The organism is Nocardiopsis flavescens (assembly GCF_900141985.1).
Taxonomy (GTDB): Bacteria; Actinomycetota; Actinomycetes; order Streptosporangiales; family Streptosporangiaceae; genus Nocardiopsis; species Nocardiopsis flavescens.
The window spans coordinates 175,433-190,943 of record NZ_FQZK01000009.1; the positions used below are offsets into that span (position 1 = coordinate 175,433).

Genomic DNA, 15,511 nt, shown 5'->3' on the forward strand with positions numbered 1-15,511 from the left:
CAACCGGTCGGTATAGCCTCCCGGTCCCGACACGAAAGGCGGGGTGGAACGCATCCCATGACGACGACAGCGACCGAACACCTCCTGACGGCGGAGGGGATCACCGTCCGCTTCGGGGGCCTGACCGCACTCGACGGCGTCGGGCTGCGGGTCCGCCCGGACGGTGTCACCGGGCTCATCGGACCCAACGGGGCCGGCAAGACCACCCTGTTCAACGTGCTCTCGGGGATCCTGCGCCCCTCCGCCGGCACGCTCACCTGGAAGGGCGGGCCCCCGCCCGGGCGCAGGCCCCACCACCTCGCCCGCGCCGGGATCGCCCGCACCTTCCAGGGGCTGCACCTTTTCCCGCTGATGACGGTCCTGGACAACGTCGTCGCCGGTGCCGACCGCCTCGCCCGCGGCGGGCCCCTCTCCCTGGTCACCGGCCTGGGCCGCCACCACCGCGACGAGCGCGAACTCCGCGCCCGCGCCCTGGCCGCCCTGGAGCGCTTCGGCGTCGCCGACACCGCGCACCGCCTGCCCGGCACCCTGCCCTACGGCGTCCAGAAGCAGGTCGCCCTCGCCCGCGCCTGCGTGTGCGACCCCGAGCTGCTCCTGCTCGACGAACCCGCCGGGGGCCTCTCCGGCGGCCAGGTCGACGAGCTGGCCGCGCAGATCCGCTCCCTGGCCCGGGACACGGCCGTCGTCCTGGTCGAACACCACATGGACCTGGTCATGCGGGTCTGCGACCACATCGTCGTCCTGGACTTCGGCCGGGTCATCTCCGCCGGGACCCCCGACGAGGTGCGCGCCGACCCCGCCGTCACCCGCGCCTACCTGGGCACCGCCGGGGAGGGGGACGCCCGATGAGCGCCGCCCTGCTGGAGGTCGTGGGCCTCGGCGCCTCCTACGGCGCGGTCCGCGCGCTGGACTCCGTCTCCTTCACCGTCCCCGAACGCGGCTTCCGGGCCGTCCTGGGCGCCAACGGGGCGGGCAAGACCACCCTGCTGCGCACCCTCACCGGCCTGCACCGCGCCGACGCGGGCCGAGTGCTGCTCGACGGCGAGGACATCACCCGGATGCCCGCCGAGCGCGTCATCACCCGGGGCCTGGCCCACGTCCCCGAGGGGGGCGGCGTCATCACCGGGCTCACCGTCGAGGAGAACCTGCGCCTGGGCGCGCTGTGGCGCTCCCCGCGCCGCGACCGCGCCACCGAGGCCGAGGTGCTGGAGCTGTTCCCGCCGCTGGTCCCGCGGCTGGGCCGGTCCGCGGGCACCCTGTCCGGCGGCGAGCGCCAGATGCTCGCCATCGGGCGCGCCCTCATGGCCCGCCCCCGGGTGCTGCTGCTGGACGAGCCCTCCCTGGGGCTGGCACCGCTGGTCACCCGGCAGATCTTCGCCCTCCTGCGCGACCTGCGCGAGCGCACCGGGCTCACCGTCGTCCTCGTCGAGCAGAACGCCGCCGGGGCGCTGGCCGCCACCGACAGCGGCGTCGTCCTCGGCCAGGGCCGGGTGGCCGTGGAGGGGCCCTCCGCGGAACTGCTCTCCGACGACCGCACGCGCCACGCCTACCTGGGCTTTTGACCCCGGACCCCGAGGAGCACCCCCCATGGACCACTTCGTCGACCTGACCCTGGGCGGACTGGCGTCCGGTGCGGTCTACGCCGCCCTGGCGCTGTCACTGGTCATCATCTACCAGGCGACCCGCCTGGTGAACTTCGCCCAGCCCGCCCTGGCGCTGGTCGCGGTCTACACCGCCGCCACCGTCGCGCCGCTCACCGGCTCCTACTGGCTCGGCTTCGCCGCCGCCCTCACCGCGGGCACCGCCGCGGGCGCCCTGGTGGAGCGGTTCGTCGTCCGCCCCATCGCCCGGGTCTCCCGGCTCAACGGGATCATCGTCACCCTGGGCCTGCTCCTGGTCGCCCAGGGCGGGGTCGGCATGGTCTGGGGCAACGACCAGCACGGGTTCCGGTACGCCTTCGACTTCGTGGGGAGGCCGTCCCCGGCGGACGTGTTCGCCCTGGCCTCGGTGGCCGCGGTCGCCGTGCTGCTGTTCTGCCTGTACCGCCACACCCCGCTGGGGCTGCGCATGCGCGCCGCGGCGCTCCACCCCGAGGCGGCCCGGCTCAGCGGTGTGAGGGCGGGGCTGATGCTCACCGCGGGGTGGGCGATCTCCGCGCTCATCGCCTCCCTGGCGGGCATGCTGGCCGGCCCCCCGTTCATCTCGCCGAACGTGTTCGACGCCGTCTTCGTCTACGGCATCACGGCGGCCGTGGTCGGCGGCCTGGACAACCCGTTCGGGGCGGTCGTCGGCGGCCTGCTCGTCGGCCTCGGCATGTCCTACGTGTCCGGTTACGCCGGTCCCGAGCTGGCCACCCTCACCGCCCTCGCCCTCGTCGTCCTCGTGCTCAGCGTGCGCCCCGACGGCATCCTGTCCCGCCCGGCCGCGCGAAAGGTGTAGCCATGTCCACGTCCGCCACCGAGCGCGAACCCCGTACGGCCGGCGGCCCGGCGCGCCGCCGCGTCGACCTGCCGTCCCCGCTGCGCCACCTCCTCCTGGCCGCCCTGGCGCTGGCCGCCGTCGCCGGGCTGCTCCTGGTGACCGGCGACCTCACCGCGCTGCGGCTGGCCGCCGTCGGCTACACGATGCTGGCCGTCGCCGGGCTCCAGCTGCTCGTCGGCGGCAGCGGCCAGGTGTCGCTGGGCCACGGCGCGTTCATGATGATCGGCGCGTACACGATGGCGCTGCTGGTCCTGCGCCTGCCGATGCTGCCGCTGGCCGGGAACCTCGTCGCCGTGGTGGCCGTGGCCACCGTCGCGGGCGTCGCCGTGGGCGCCGCCACCGCGCGGCTGCACGGCCCCTACCTGGCCGGCGCCACGCTCATCCTCGCCGTCGGCCTGCCCGGCCTGACGCACCGCTACCACGAGGTCCTCGGCGGCAGCAACGGCCTCACCGTGCGCACCGCCGGTGCCCCTCCGTTCCTCCAGGGGCTGGTGTCCGGGAGCGAGTGGAAGGCGCTGGTGGTGTGGACGGCCGTCGTCCTGGGCCTGGCGGTGCTGGCGACGGTCTCCACGGGCCGGCTCGGCCGCCGCATGCGGGCCGTCCGGGACGACGAGACCGCCGCCGCGATGTCCGGGATCCCGGTCGGGGCCACCAAGGTCACCGCGTTCGTCGTCGCCTCCGCCGCCGGGGGCCTGGCGGGCGGGCTCCAGGTGTACGTCCTGGGCACCGCCACCCCGAGCATGTTCACCCTCTCCCTCTCCCTGACCCTGCTCGCGGCCCTGGTCCTGGGCGGCATCGGCAGCATGTGGGGCGCCCTGTGGGCGGCCCTGGCCGTGGTCTACCTGGAGATCTGGCTCTCGGACGCCGTCCGCGCGTTCGAGCTCGGCAAGGACGTGGAGAACAACCTGCCGATCGTCCTGTTCGGCGTGCTGCTCATCCTCGTCCTGCGGTTCCAGCCCCTGGGGCTGCACGGCATCCTCCAGCGGCTGCGCGCGCTCCTGCGCCGCGCCCGCTGACCCGCACCCCCCTCCCGCACCGCACCCCCCACCCGAAGGAGAACACCGTGCGCACCACGACGAACACGGCGAGACGAGGCCCCCTGGCGGCCCTGCTCGCCCTGGCACTGGCGGCCACCGGCTGCACCGGGGCCGGCGAGGTCGCCGAGACGGACGGCCCGGACCTGTCCGTGTCCCCCGGGGTGACCGACGACGCCGTTGTCATCGGCACCCACCAGCCCCTCACCGGCCCCGCCGCGGCGGGCTACATGTCCATCTCCCGCGGCGCCGCCGCCGTCTTCGACCACGTCAACGAGCAGGGCGGCATCCACGGGCGGCTGATCGACTACCGGGTCGAGGACGACGGCTACGACCCTGCCCGGACCATCGACGTCACCCGCGAACTGGTCATCGAGGACGAGATCTTCGCGATGTTCGGCGGTCTGGGGACCCCCACCCACGGCGGCGTCATCGACTACCTCAACGACGAGGGCGTCCCCGACGTGTTCCCGGCCTCGGGGGCCCTGGCCTGGAACAACACCGAAGAGCACCCCCTCACGTACGGCTGGCAGGTGGACTACACCAAGGAGGCCAAGATCCAGGGGCAGTACATCGTCGAGAACTTCCCCGGACAGGACGTCGGCTACCTGTTCCAGAACGACGACGTCGGCGAGGACTCCCAGGAGGGACTGGACCAGTACCTCACCGACGAGGTGGTCACCCGCCAGCACTACGAGTCCGAGGTCACCGACCTGAGCGCCCAGGTCGCCGAGCTTAAGCGGTCCGGGGCCGAGGTCGTGGTCTGCTCCTGCATCCCGGCCTTCGTCGCCCTGGCCATGCTGGAGGCGGCGAGCACCGGATACGACCCCCAGTGGGTGGTCTCCAGCATCGGCGGCGACACCGCCACCCTCCAGGGGCTGCTGTCGGCGTTCACCGAGGACACCGACGCGGAGGGGGTGCCGGCCGACACCTTCCTGGACGGGATGCTCATCACCAGCTACATGCCCCGGGTCGAGGACCCCGACGACGAGTGGGCGGCGTTCTTCATCGACCTCTACGAGGAGTACGGCGAGGGCGACCCCATGACCAACACCCACATCTTCGGCATGACCCAGGCCGTCATGTTCGCCCAGGTCCTCATGTCCGCCGGGCCCGAGCTGGACCGCCAGGCGCTGGTCGACGCCCTGGAGGAGCAGGAGTGGCAGGGCCCCGGGTCGGTGCCGTTCTCCTCCTCCGGAGGCGACCACGGCGGCCACCAGGGCGCCTACGTCGTCCAGTACCGGGAGGGCGGGGCGGTCGAGATGATCCAGGGCCCCCGGGTCACCGACCGCGACGGCGGCCCCATCGAGGAGGTCGACTTCACCCCGCTGTCCCCGCAGGAGCTGGTCTTCCACGACTGACCGCTCATACCCGCGGCGGCCCTCCCGGTCCGCCGCGCCGGTCCGGCGGGACGGGGCGGCGCCCCGGGGAGCGGTCCCCGGTCCGCCGCCCCGTCCGCGGGTCAGGAACCGTGCGGGCAGGAGTCGCGGTAGTCGGAGAAGTCGGTGCCGATCCCGGTCCGCGGCGGCGGGCACAGGAACTGCTCGTAGCGGGTGTCGTCGTCGACGAACCGCTTGAGCCAGGAGATCGAGTAGCGGGCGATCGTGGTGTTGGAGATGTTCGGGGCGAAGTGGCTCGCCCCGCGCAGCTCCAGGTAGGCCCGGTCCAGGGAGGAGGGCAGGCTCTCGTAGAACGGGATGGAGTGGGTGCGCACCGAGGCGACGGAGTCGTTCTCCGCGCCGATGACGAGGGTGGGCACCTGGAGCGAGGACCAGCGCTTCTGGGTGTGCCAGGGGGTCAGCGGGATCGCCGCCCGCAGCTCGGGGCGGTCCTCGGCGACGGCGAGGGTGCCCCCGCCGCCCATGGAGTGCCCCATCACGGCGAGCCGGGAGCCGTCCACCCGGTCGGCGACCCGGCTGTCCTCGACCAGGTAGTCCAGGGCGGCGTCGAGCTGTCGGCCGCGGCTGTCGGGCTGGTCCACGCGGGTGATGGTGTCGATGGTGAACACCACGAAGCCCTGGGACGCGATCCGGTGCCCGTACCAGGACATGGACGATTGGTCGGCGGTGTAGCCGGGGGCGATGACCACGCCGCCGAAGGTGCCCTCGCCGCGGTCGGTCGGGTAGTAGATGGTGCCGCCGCCGAACCCGCTCACCAGGGAGGAGACGGAGACGGTGTCGGTGGAGAAGTGCCCGCGTACCGCGGTGACGCTCTGCTCGGTGGGGGCGGGCCCGCGCTCGTGGGGGTTGGCGGCGTGGGCGGGGGCGGCGGCGCCGACCGACAGGCCCACGGCCATCAGTACGGCGGTGGCCGCCCGGGCCAGGCGGGAACGGGATCGGGGGGCGGACACGGGGAAGGACCCGATATCCGTGCGGGGGGTCTTCGTGTGCACTTCGTACCTTTTCTGCGGGAATCCGCATGCGGAAATGCGAATCCGGGGGGAGCGCGCCTTGCGCGGCGCGCGGGGAAAGGGATCGCGTCCCGGTCGGAAGCGGGTTCCTCGGTCGTTCCGGGCGTCCTCCCGCTTTTCACTATCGTGTCGATCAGGTGAACGCGCATCCGTGGGATCACCGGTCGTGACCGCCGCGTCGCGGAACGGCCCCGGAGCGGTGCTCCGGGGCCGGGGGCGGGCGGGGGAGGCGGCGGTCAGCCGCGCAGGGAGCGCCACCAGGTGAACAGCCGCCCGAGGAGGTCTTCGGCCCGGTCCGGCGGCTCCTCCCCGGAGCCCGGGGAGCCGTCCGCGGCCGAGGGGTCGGCCGCGTACGGGTCCGGCGCGGCGGGCGGGCGCGGTCGCGGTTCGCCCGGGGCGAACACCACGGGCAGGGCGGACAGCCCGCGCACGAACGGGGACGGCACCCGGCGCAGCCGCTCCGGGTCCACCGCCGGGCGCAGGCCCGCCAGCCGCTCGTGCAGGGCGGTCACACCCGTCGCGGCGACCAGCCGGGCCAGCTCGCGGGACGGACAGGCGTGCGGGCCCGCGCCGAACATCAGGTGCGCCCGGGCCCCGCTCACCACTCCGGTGTCCTCGCGCCCGCGCTGCACCGCCGGGTCGCGGTGCGCCGGGTCGAAGCCGATCAGCAGCGCGTCCCCCGCCCGGATCTCCGTACCGCCGATCCGGACGTCCTGGAGCGCGAACCGGGCCGGCAGCACTTGGAAGGGCGTGTCCGTCCACATGACGTGGTCCAGCAGTTCCCGGATGGTGAGCCGGGCGTCGGCGTGGGCCGCCCTGATGCGCTCGTCGGTGAGCAGTGTGCGCATGGTGTTGCCGATGAGGTGCGTGGTCGGCTGGTGGCCCGCGCTGTTCATCAGCGCCGCCTGGTGTGCCACCTCGTGGTCGCTCAGCCCGTTGGCGTGCTCCAGCATCCACGAGGCCAGGTCGTTCCCCGGCGTCCTGCGCTTGCGGGCCACCAGGCCCGCGAAGTACTGGTGTATGCGGATGACCGCCTCCTCGCCCCGCCGGGCGTCGTCCCCGAAGATGATCCCGGTGAGGTCGCCCAGCATGTGCCCGTAGCCGTCGGGCAGCCCGTACAGGCGGTTGAGCACCAGGACCGGGAGCGGGTCGGCGAAGTCTTTGATGAGGTCGGCCTCGCCGTCGGCGATGAAGGTGTCGATGAGGTCGTCGGCGATCCGCCGCACGTCGCGGGCGGTCGCCGCCATGTCCACCCGGGACAGGGCGGACACGACCGGTGCGCGCAGCCGGGTGTGCTCGGCGCCGTCGGCGTACAGGACGTTGGGCCGCCAGGACAGCGCGGGCCGGGCCGAGGACGGGTCGACCCGTCCCTCGACCACCTCGCGCCAGCGCCGGGTGTCCCGGGAGAACAGGTGCGGGTTCTGGAGGACCGTGAGGTTCTCGTGGTAGCCCAGCAGCAGCCAGGCGCGGATCCCCGGCTCCAGCTCCACCGGGGCCACCGGGCCGTGGCGTTCGCGCAGCTCGTCCCAGAGGGAGTCGCGCCCGGTGTCCGGGGTGGGGCCGTAGAAGCGCGGGGGGCCGGGCGGCCGGCCGCAGGGGGGAGGTCCGTCGGAGGAACGGGTGGTCATCGGGTGCGCGGTGCCCGCGGAGGCAGGGGCCGCTTCCCTCCCTTCGGGAACGGGGTGTGCGTGCACGGTGCAGGGACGCGGGAACGGCGCGAACGCGGGCGGTGCCGGAGCGCGGGGCGTTCCGATGGCGGGGAGGGGCGGCCGACGGCCTGAGCGTGAATTCTAAGAGCCCCGGGCGGACTTTTTCAATGACTTCGGAGAAATGCGTCCGCCAGGGCGGGGCATTCTTTGTCCGAAGGCATGGAATATGACGAAAAAGACCTTTCGCATCAATGGCATGAAAGGTCGCCGGGGGGCTGCGCCGGGTGCAGCATGGCACGCCGCGGCGACAATCCGGTGTACCCTCTCCGGGGCGTTCTCGGGCGGCTCGTTTTGTCGGTGTCGCCCCGTAGTGTTCTTGTTGTGAGCGACCGATGGAGTATCGACGACGTATGGGCCGTCGCCCCGGACGCCGCGTCCCGCAAAGCCGCCGTCAAGGTGGCCAAAGCGGCGTCGTGGCCCCAGCGGGGGGCGGTCGCCGCGCCCGCAGGGGGCGCCTCCGCCGTGTGGGGCGAGTGCCAGGGCAGCGGCTCCAAGCCCTACCTGGCCGCCGTCCACCTGGACGGCGGCACCGGCCCGGCCTACAAGTGCAGCTGCCCCAGCCGCAAGATCCCCTGCAAGCACATCCTGGGGCTGCTCGCCCTGTGGGCGCAGGGCGAGGTCGGCGACCGCGAGGACAAGCCCTCCTGGGTGGGCTCCTGGCTGGACGGCCGGGCCGCCCGGCAGGCGCGCGCCGCGGACCCCGCCGGCGCCGCCCCCGCCGACCCGGCCAAGGCCGCCGCCACCCTGCGCGCCCGGGAGGAGGCCGTCGACGCCGGGCTCGCCGAACTGCGCCTGTGGCTGCACGACCAGGTCGACGCCGGGCTCGCCGAGGTCCCCAAGATGGGCTACGACCACTGGGACCGGATGGCCAAGCGCCTCACCGACGCCAAGGCGCGCGGCGTCTCCGGCCTGGTCTCGCGGCTGCCGGCCGTGGCCCGGCAGGAGAACTGGCCCGAGCGCGTGCTGGAGCACCTGGGCATGGTCCACCTGCTCATCGACGGCTACCGGGCCGGCGACGCCCTGGGCGAGCGCACCCGCGGCGCGGTCCGCTCCCGCGTCGGCATCACCCTCAAGGCCGAGGAGGTGCGGACCGCCGGCGAGCGCGTCGCGGACGTCTGGGCGGTGCTGGGCCGGCGCACCGTCCCCGGGGCCGAGGACGACATGACCGGACTGCGCGTGTGGCTGCGCGGCACCGAGACCGGCCGTACCGCCCTGGCCCTCAGCTTCGGCCGCGCCGAGCAGGCGCCCACCACCCCCTACCGGCTGGGCACCGCCGTCGAGGCCGAGCTGTCCTTCTACCCCGACGGCCACCGGGTCGTCCCGGACGCGGGCGCCGAGCGGCCCGGCACGGTCCCGCGGGGCACCGCGGTGGCCGCGGCGCTCGACTCCTACGCCGCCGTCCTCGCCGAGGACCCCTGGCGGGACACCTGGCCGCTGGTCCTGGCCGGCGTCGTCCCGGCCCGGGACGACCGCTGGTACCTGGCCGACAGCGCCGGCGACGCCCTGCCCCTGGCCACCGCCGCCCCCCGGCGCCTGCTCGCGGTCACCGGCGGACACCCCGCCACGGTCGCCGCCGAGTGGAACCCCCACGAAGGACTCACCCCCATCGCCGTATGGGACCGGACCGGAAAGGCGATCCCCCTGTGACCACCTCCTCCCCGGACGCCGGGCGCACCGCCCCCGGCGACCCGGAGCCGGGCCGCGGCCCGGCACAGGGCCCCGACTCCTGGGACCTCCTCGTCTCCGCCGCGCTCGTGGGCACCGCCCGCCGCGCCGTTCCCGACACCCCCGACCTGCCCGCCACCGCCGAGACCGGGGGCGCCGCCGCCCTGCTCGACCGGGCGGCCCTGGCCACCGTCCGCCGCCTCGCCGGGTACACGCCCGCGCGCGCGGCACCCGTCTCCCCCGCCCCCGAGGCCGACCGGCCCGAGGCGGGGGGCCCGGCCGCGCGGCGGCTGGAGGCGGTCCTGGCCGACCGGTCGGGGCTGCTGCCGGAGTGGCTGGAGCTGGCCGCCGCCGCGGGGCTGCGCGTCCCCGCCGAGCACCTGCCCGCCCTGCTGGACCGCGGCGCGCACGACAGCTCCCTGCGCCCCGCGGTCGCCGCCGCGGCCGGTGCGCGCGGCCTCTGGCTGGCCGGGTTCGACCCCGACTGGTCGTACCTGCTCGCCGAGTCCGCCCCCGAGGACGTGTTCGACGAGCAGGCGTGGCTGTACGGCACCGAGGGCGAGCGCCGCCGCATGCTCGGCGCGCTGCGCGCCGCCGACCCCGCCCGGGGACGCGAACTCCTCGCCTCCGTCTGGCCCGACCTGCGCAAGGCCGAACTGCGCCGCCGCCTCCTGGAGGCGATGGGGACCGGCCTGGGCCCCGACGACGCCGGACTGCTGGAGACCGCCCTCGACGACAAGGGCGCCAACGTGCGCGGCCTGGCGCTGTCCCTGCTCACCCGGCTGCCCCGCTGCGCCCACGCCGACCGGCTGCGCGACCACGTGCGGGCCCACGCCCGCCCCGGACCCGAGGACACCGTCGTCGTCACCCCCGTCGGCGCCGACGAGGCCGGCCTGCTGCGCGACCTCGCCCTGGCCCGGCCCTCCGGCGCGGTCGGCCGCCGCGAGCGCGCCGAGTACCTGTGGACGCTCGTCACCCGCGCCCCGCTCGACGTGTGGACCGGCCTGCTGGGCACCGACCCCGCCGGAGTCCTGGAGCGGGTCTCCCGCTCCGACGACGAGGAGCTGCACGACGCCCTGATCAACGCCATCGGCGTCCAGGAGGACGGGGAGTGGGCCCGTGCGGCCCTCGGCATGCTGGAGGGCAAGGTGACCGACCGCATGCTCAGCGCGGCCCGCAGCCGCCGCCCCCTCCAGCTCGAACCGCTGCTGCGGGTCCTGCCCGCCCGGGAGCGCTGCTCCCTGGCGGAGCGCTCCTTCGGCCCCCGCACCAACACCCGCGACGTGCGGTCGCTGCTCCACGCGGTCCCCGGACCGTGGACGGCGAGCCTCGCGCACCGCGTCGCCGACCGCCTCGGCGGCAAGGGCTGGGACCGCGACCACGGCGGCTACCGGTCCGTGTGCGACCTCCTCGCCGAGCGCACACCCCCCGAACTCGTCCACGAACTGCCGCAGGAGACCCCGTCCCTGGCAGCCGTCGGCGGCCCCGACGGCACCGGCGACTCCGCCTACCGGAGCCTGCTCGGCACCCTCCGCTTCCGCCTCGACATGCACAAGGAGCTCGCGTGACCACCTCCTCCGCCCCCTCTCTCTCCACCGACGCCGCCCAGGCGCTGCGCCCCCACGCGGAGCAGACCTACGCCACCGAGCTGGAGGCGCTGGCCAAGGCGGACGACCGCCGGCGCCCCCCGGGCTGGCGGCTCTCCCCCTGGGCGGTGACGCAGTACCTCCTGGGCGCCACCCTGGACGACGGCACCGAGATCACCCCCAAGTACATCGGCGCCCGCCGCGTCGTCGAGGTCGCCGTGGCGACCCTGGCCACCGACCGCGCGCTGCTGCTGATCGGCGTTCCCGGCACCGCCAAGACCTGGCTCTCGGAGCACCTGACCGCCGCGGTCTCCGGCGACTCCACCCTCCTGGTCCAGGGCACCGCGGGCACCTCCGAGGACGCCGTCCGGTACGGCTGGAACTACGCCCGGCTGCTCGCGGAGGGCCCCTCCCGGGAGGCGCTGGTCCCCAGCCCCGTCATGACCGCCATGGCGCGCGGCTCCATCGGCCGCATCGAAGAGCTCACCCGCATGCCCTCCGACGTGCAGGACGGCCTCATCACCGTGCTGTCGGAGAAGGCGCTGCCGGTGCCCGAGCTGGGCATCGAGGTCCAGGCCCAGCGCGGCTTCAACATCATCGCCACCGCCAACGACCGCGACCGCGGCGTCAACGACCTGTCCAGCGCGCTGCGCCGCCGGTTCAACACGGTGGTGCTGCCGGTGCCCGACAGCGCCGAGGACGAGGTCCGCATCGTCACCCAGCGGGTGGAGCAGCTGGGCCGGTCGCTGGAGCTGCCCGAGGTCCCGGCCGGGCTGGACGAGATCCGCCGGGTGGTCACCGTGTTCCGCGAGCTGCGGTCCGGCGTCACCGAGGACAACGGCACCAAGGTCAAGTCGCCCACGGGGACGCTGAGCACCGCCGAGGCGATCTCGGTGCTCACCAGCGGGATCGCGCTGGCGGCCCACTTCGGGGACGGGGTCCTGCGCCCCGCCGACGTCGCCGCCGGCATCCAGGGCGCCGTGGTCCAGGACCGGGTGTCCGACGGCGTCGTCTGGCGCGAGTACCTGGAGACCGTCGTCCGCGGCCGCGAGGGTTGGGGCGAGTTCTACCGCGCCTGCCGCGAGGTGGGCGCCTGATGGCACGACTGGACACGAGCGGGCTGCACGTCCTGGGCGTGCGGCACCACGGGCCGGGGTCGGCCCGCGCGGTCCGGGCGGCACTGGCCGACATCAAGCCGGACGCGGTCCTCATCGAGGGGCCGCCGGAGGCCGACGCGCTGATCCCGCTGGTGGGGGAGCTGGAGCCGCCGGTGGCGCTGCTGGTGCACCTGGCGGACCCGCCCAGGGGCGACGCCGCCGCGTCCGCCGCGGGCTGGGCGTTCTGGCCGTTCGCGGCCTTCTCCCCGGAGTGGGAGGCGCTGCGCTACGCCGCCGAGCACGGCGTCCCGGTCCGGTTCTGCGACCTGCCCGCAGCGCACACCCTGGCCGAGCGGATGGCGCGGGCCGGGGGGACCGGGGAGCCGGACGGCGCCGAGCCCGCCGACGGGCCCGAAGCCGACACGGAGGAGGGGGCCACCGAGGACCCCGAGTCGGTGGGCCGCGACCGGCTGCGCCTGGACCCCCTGGGCGTGCTCGCCGAGGCCGCCGGCTACGACGACGCCGAGCGCTGGTGGGACGACGTCGTGGAGCAGCGGGGCGAGGGCGAGCCCTCGCCGTTCCCCGCCATCGCCGACGCCATGGCCGCCGTCCGGGAGGAGAGCGGGCCCGAGGACGAGCGCGGCGCCCGGCGCGAGGCGTACATGCGCCAGGTGCTGCGGGCCACCCTCAAGCAGGGGCACGAGCGGGTCGCCGTGGTCTGCGGGGCCTGGCACGCGCCCGCCCTGCGCGGCGTCGCCGACTTCCCCGCCGCCGCCGACACGGCGCTCCTCAAGGGCCTGCCCAAGGCCAAGGTCAGCGCCACCTGGGTCCCCTGGACCCACGGCCGCCTCGCCTCCGACAGCGGCTACGGCGCCGGGGTCACCGCCCCCGGCTGGTACCACCACCTGTACACGGCCCCCGACCTGCCGGTCCACCGATGGCTCACCGACGCCGCCCGTCTGCTCCGCGAGGAGGGCCACCACGTGTCCTCCTCGCACGTCATCGAGGGCGTGCGGCTGGCCGAGAGCCTCGCCGTGCTGCGCGGCCGCCCCCTCGCCGGACTCGACGAGGTGTCCGAGGCGCTCACCGCCGTCCTGTGCGAGGGCGAGCCCGCCCGCGCCGCCCTGGTGCACCGCACCATGGCGGTCGGCGAGCGCATGGGGTCGGTACCGCCCACCACGCCCATGGTCCCGCTCCAGCGCGACGTCATCGCCGCCCAGAAGCGGCTGCGGATCAAGGCGGAGCCGTTCGACCGCGACCTCGACCTCGACCTGCGCAAGGAGGGCCACCGCGAGCGCAGCGTCCTGCTGCACCGGCTCCGGATGCTCGACGTGGCCTGGGGGGACCCGCGGGACACCCCGGCCGGCAAGGGCACCTTCCGGGAGTCCTGGCGCGTCCGCTGGGAACCCGAGCTGGACGTGGCGCTCATCGAGGCCAGCCGGTGGGGCACCACCGTGGCCGGGGCGGCCTCCGCCCGGGCCGCCGAGCGCGCCGCCGAGGCCGACCTGCCCGGGCTCACCGCCCTCACCGAGCAGTGCCTGCTGGCGGACCTGGCCGACGCCCTGCCCGGCGTGCTGACCCTGCTCACCGACCGGGCCGCCACCGACGGCGACGTCACCCACCTGATGGGCGCGCTGCCCCCGCTGGCCCGCTCCGCCCGCTACGGCGACGTGCGCGGCACCGACGCCGCGCACCTGCGCGCCGTCGCCGAGCAGATCCTGCGCCGGGTCTGCGTGGGCCTGCCCCCCGCGGTGCACGGCCTCGACGACGACGCCGCCGCCCGGTTCGTCACCCACATCGACCACACGCACTCCGCCGCCACCCTGCTCGGCGGCGAGGCGCTCGCCGAGTGGGAGGCGGCCCTGGCCGCCCTGGCCCGGCGGGAGACCCTGCCCGGCAGGATCTCGGGCCGCCTCAACCGGATGCTCTCCGACGCCGGCCACATCGACGCCGAGGAGCTGCGCCGCCGCCTGGGGCTGGCCATGTCGCAGGGCACCGAGCCCGCCGCCGCGGCGGCCTGGCTGGAGGGGTTCCTCCAGGGCAGCGGACTCGTGCTGGTCCACGACGACCGGATGCTCGGCCTCATCGACTCCTGGCTGCTCGGCCTGCCCGAGGAGCGGTTCTCCGCGGTCCTGCCGCTGCTGCGCCGCACCTTCGGGGCGTTCGACGCCTCCGAGCGCCGCGAGATCGGCGAGGCGGCCGGCCGCCTGGGCGGCACCCGGGCCGCCGTCCGCACGCGGGTCCCCGTGGACGTCGAACGGGCGGCCCCCGCCCTGGCCACCGCCCTGGCCATCCTCACCGACGGAAGGAAGCGCGCATCGTGAACGCCGCGGACACCAAGGACGAGCGCGAGCGCCGCTGGCGGCTGGTGCTGGGCCGGGAGGCCCCCTGCGGCTCCGGCCTGAGCGGGGCCGACCAGGGCATGGACGCCGCCCTGGAGGCGCTCTACAACCGGGGCGACGCGGGGCGCGGGGGCGGCGGCCGGTCCGCGGGGCTGGGCGGCTCCGCGCCGCGCGTGGCCCGCTGGCTCGGCGACATCCGCGAGTACTTCCCCTCCACCGTCGTCCAGGTGATGCAGAAGGACGCCATGGAGCGGCTGGGCCTGCACCAGCTCCTCCTGGAACCCGAGATGATGGAGGCCGTCGAGCCCGACGTCCACCTCGTCGGCACCCTGCTGTCCCTCAACAGGGTCATGCCCGACAAGGCCCGCGAGTCGGCCCGCTCCCTGGTCCGCAAGGTCGTCGAGGACCTGGAGCGCAGGGTGGCGCAGAAGACGCGCTCGCTGGTGCAGGGCGCCATCGACCGCTCCGTCCGCACCCACCGGCCGCGCCGCGTTTCCGACATCGACTGGAACGCGACCATCCGCCGCAACCTCGCCCACTACCTGCCCGAGCACAACACGATCGTGCCGCAGACCCTCGTCGGGTACGGGCGGCGCAACCAGGGCGTGCACAAGGACGTCGTGCTGGCCATCGACCAGAGCGGGTCCATGGCCTCGTCGGTGGTGTACGCGAGCGTGTTCGGGGCGGTGCTGGCGTCGATGAAGACGCTGCGCACCTCGCTGGTCGTGTTCGACACCGCGGTGGTGGACCTCACCGAGCAGCTCACGGACCCGGTGGAGGTGCTGTTCGGCACCCAGCTGGGCGGCGGCACGCACATCAACAAGGCGATCGCCTACTGCCAGGGGCTGATCGAACGGCCCGACGACTCGATCTTCGTGCTGATCAGCGACCTGTACGAGGGCGGTGTCCGGGCGGAGATGCTGCGCCGGATCGCGTCGATGCAGGCGGCCGGGGTCCAGGTGGTGGTGCTGCTGGCACTGTCCGACGAGGGCGCGCCGTTCTACGACAGGGAGAACGCGTCCGCGCTGGCGGAGATGGGCGTCCCGGCCTTCGCCTGCACCCCGGACGTGTTCCCGGAGCTGATGGCCGCGGCCATCCAGGGGCAGCCGCTCACCGCCTGGGTGGACAAGCAGAAGGACGCCTGAGGCGGGGCGCCCCAGGGGATCCGGGCGGCCTCGCGGGCTGTT

The 15,511-nt window shown here is 75.0% G+C and carries 12 protein-coding genes; 10 read left to right on the forward strand and 2 right to left on the reverse strand.

Features of this window, described 5'->3' with window-relative positions:
- Positions 1-57 precede the first annotated feature (57 nt).
- Genes BUE45_RS16420 through BUE45_RS16440 form a run of 5 tightly spaced genes read left to right on the forward strand, consistent with a single transcriptional unit; the run spans position 58 to position 4,876 of the window.
- A complete protein-coding gene (locus BUE45_RS16420) occupies positions 58-849 on the forward strand; it encodes an ABC transporter ATP-binding protein (protein ID WP_073380206.1) in 792 nt (263 codons plus the stop codon).
- Positions 846-1,562, forward strand: coding sequence for an ABC transporter ATP-binding protein (locus BUE45_RS16425; protein WP_073380207.1), 717 nt, complete (start codon positions 846-848; stop codon positions 1,560-1,562). The genes BUE45_RS16420 and BUE45_RS16425 overlap by 4 nt, the downstream gene beginning before the upstream one ends.
- Before the next feature lie 25 nt (positions 1,563-1,587).
- The gene (locus BUE45_RS16430; protein ID WP_073380208.1) at positions 1,588-2,439 is read left to right on the forward strand and encodes a branched-chain amino acid ABC transporter permease; all 852 of its coding nucleotides are present in this window, start codon (positions 1,588-1,590) and stop codon (positions 2,437-2,439) included.
- A 2-nt stretch (positions 2,440-2,441) separates the two neighbouring features.
- Complete coding sequence (locus tag BUE45_RS16435; protein ID WP_073380209.1) at positions 2,442-3,497, forward strand: branched-chain amino acid ABC transporter permease; 1,056 nt, start codon at positions 2,442-2,444, stop codon at positions 3,495-3,497.
- A 47-nt stretch (positions 3,498-3,544) separates the two neighbouring features.
- Positions 3,545-4,876 (forward strand): ABC transporter substrate-binding protein, encoded by a 1,332-nt coding sequence (locus BUE45_RS16440; protein WP_073380210.1) that lies wholly within the window; start codon positions 3,545-3,547, stop codon positions 4,874-4,876.
- Between the two features lie 101 nt (positions 4,877-4,977).
- Here the strand turns inward: BUE45_RS16440 and BUE45_RS16445 are convergent, their stop codons facing one another.
- On the reverse strand, positions 4,978-5,811 hold the full coding sequence (locus BUE45_RS16445) for an alpha/beta hydrolase family protein (protein WP_143173389.1): 834 nt from the start codon (positions 5,809-5,811) through the stop codon (positions 4,978-4,980).
- A 350-nt stretch (positions 5,812-6,161) separates the two neighbouring features.
- Positions 6,162-7,553: a cytochrome P450 family protein gene (locus BUE45_RS16450; protein ID WP_073380211.1), complete on the reverse strand. Its 1,392-nt coding sequence runs from the start codon at positions 7,551-7,553 to the stop codon at positions 6,162-6,164.
- Positions 7,554-8,030: 477 nt separating this feature from the next.
- Here BUE45_RS16450 and BUE45_RS16455 point away from each other — a divergent pair, with 477 nt between their 5' ends.
- From BUE45_RS16455 to BUE45_RS16475, 5 genes are read left to right on the forward strand one after another with little or no spacing between them, the layout of a single operon-like run.
- On the forward strand, positions 8,031-9,281 hold the full coding sequence (locus tag BUE45_RS16455; protein ID WP_073380285.1) for an SWIM zinc finger family protein: 1,251 nt from the start codon (positions 8,031-8,033) through the stop codon (positions 9,279-9,281).
- Positions 9,278-10,867 (forward strand): DUF5691 domain-containing protein, encoded by a 1,590-nt coding sequence (locus BUE45_RS16460; RefSeq protein WP_281256352.1) that lies wholly within the window; start codon positions 9,278-9,280, stop codon positions 10,865-10,867. The genes BUE45_RS16455 and BUE45_RS16460 overlap by 4 nt, the downstream gene beginning before the upstream one ends.
- Positions 10,864-11,982 carry an ATP-binding protein gene (locus BUE45_RS16465; RefSeq protein ID WP_073380212.1) on the forward strand — a complete coding sequence of 373 codons (1,119 nt, stop codon included), beginning with the start codon at positions 10,864-10,866 and terminating at the stop codon, positions 11,980-11,982. Before BUE45_RS16460 ends, BUE45_RS16465 begins: the two co-directional genes overlap by 4 nt.
- Positions 11,982-14,306: a DUF5682 family protein gene (locus BUE45_RS16470; protein ID WP_073380213.1), complete on the forward strand. Its 2,325-nt coding sequence runs from the start codon at positions 11,982-11,984 to the stop codon at positions 14,304-14,306. The genes BUE45_RS16465 and BUE45_RS16470 overlap by 1 nt, the downstream gene beginning before the upstream one ends.
- On the forward strand, positions 14,303-15,469 hold the full coding sequence (locus BUE45_RS16475; protein ID WP_073380214.1) for a VWA domain-containing protein: 1,167 nt from the start codon (positions 14,303-14,305) through the stop codon (positions 15,467-15,469). The genes BUE45_RS16470 and BUE45_RS16475 overlap by 4 nt, the downstream gene beginning before the upstream one ends.
- Positions 15,470-15,511 lie beyond the last annotated feature (42 nt).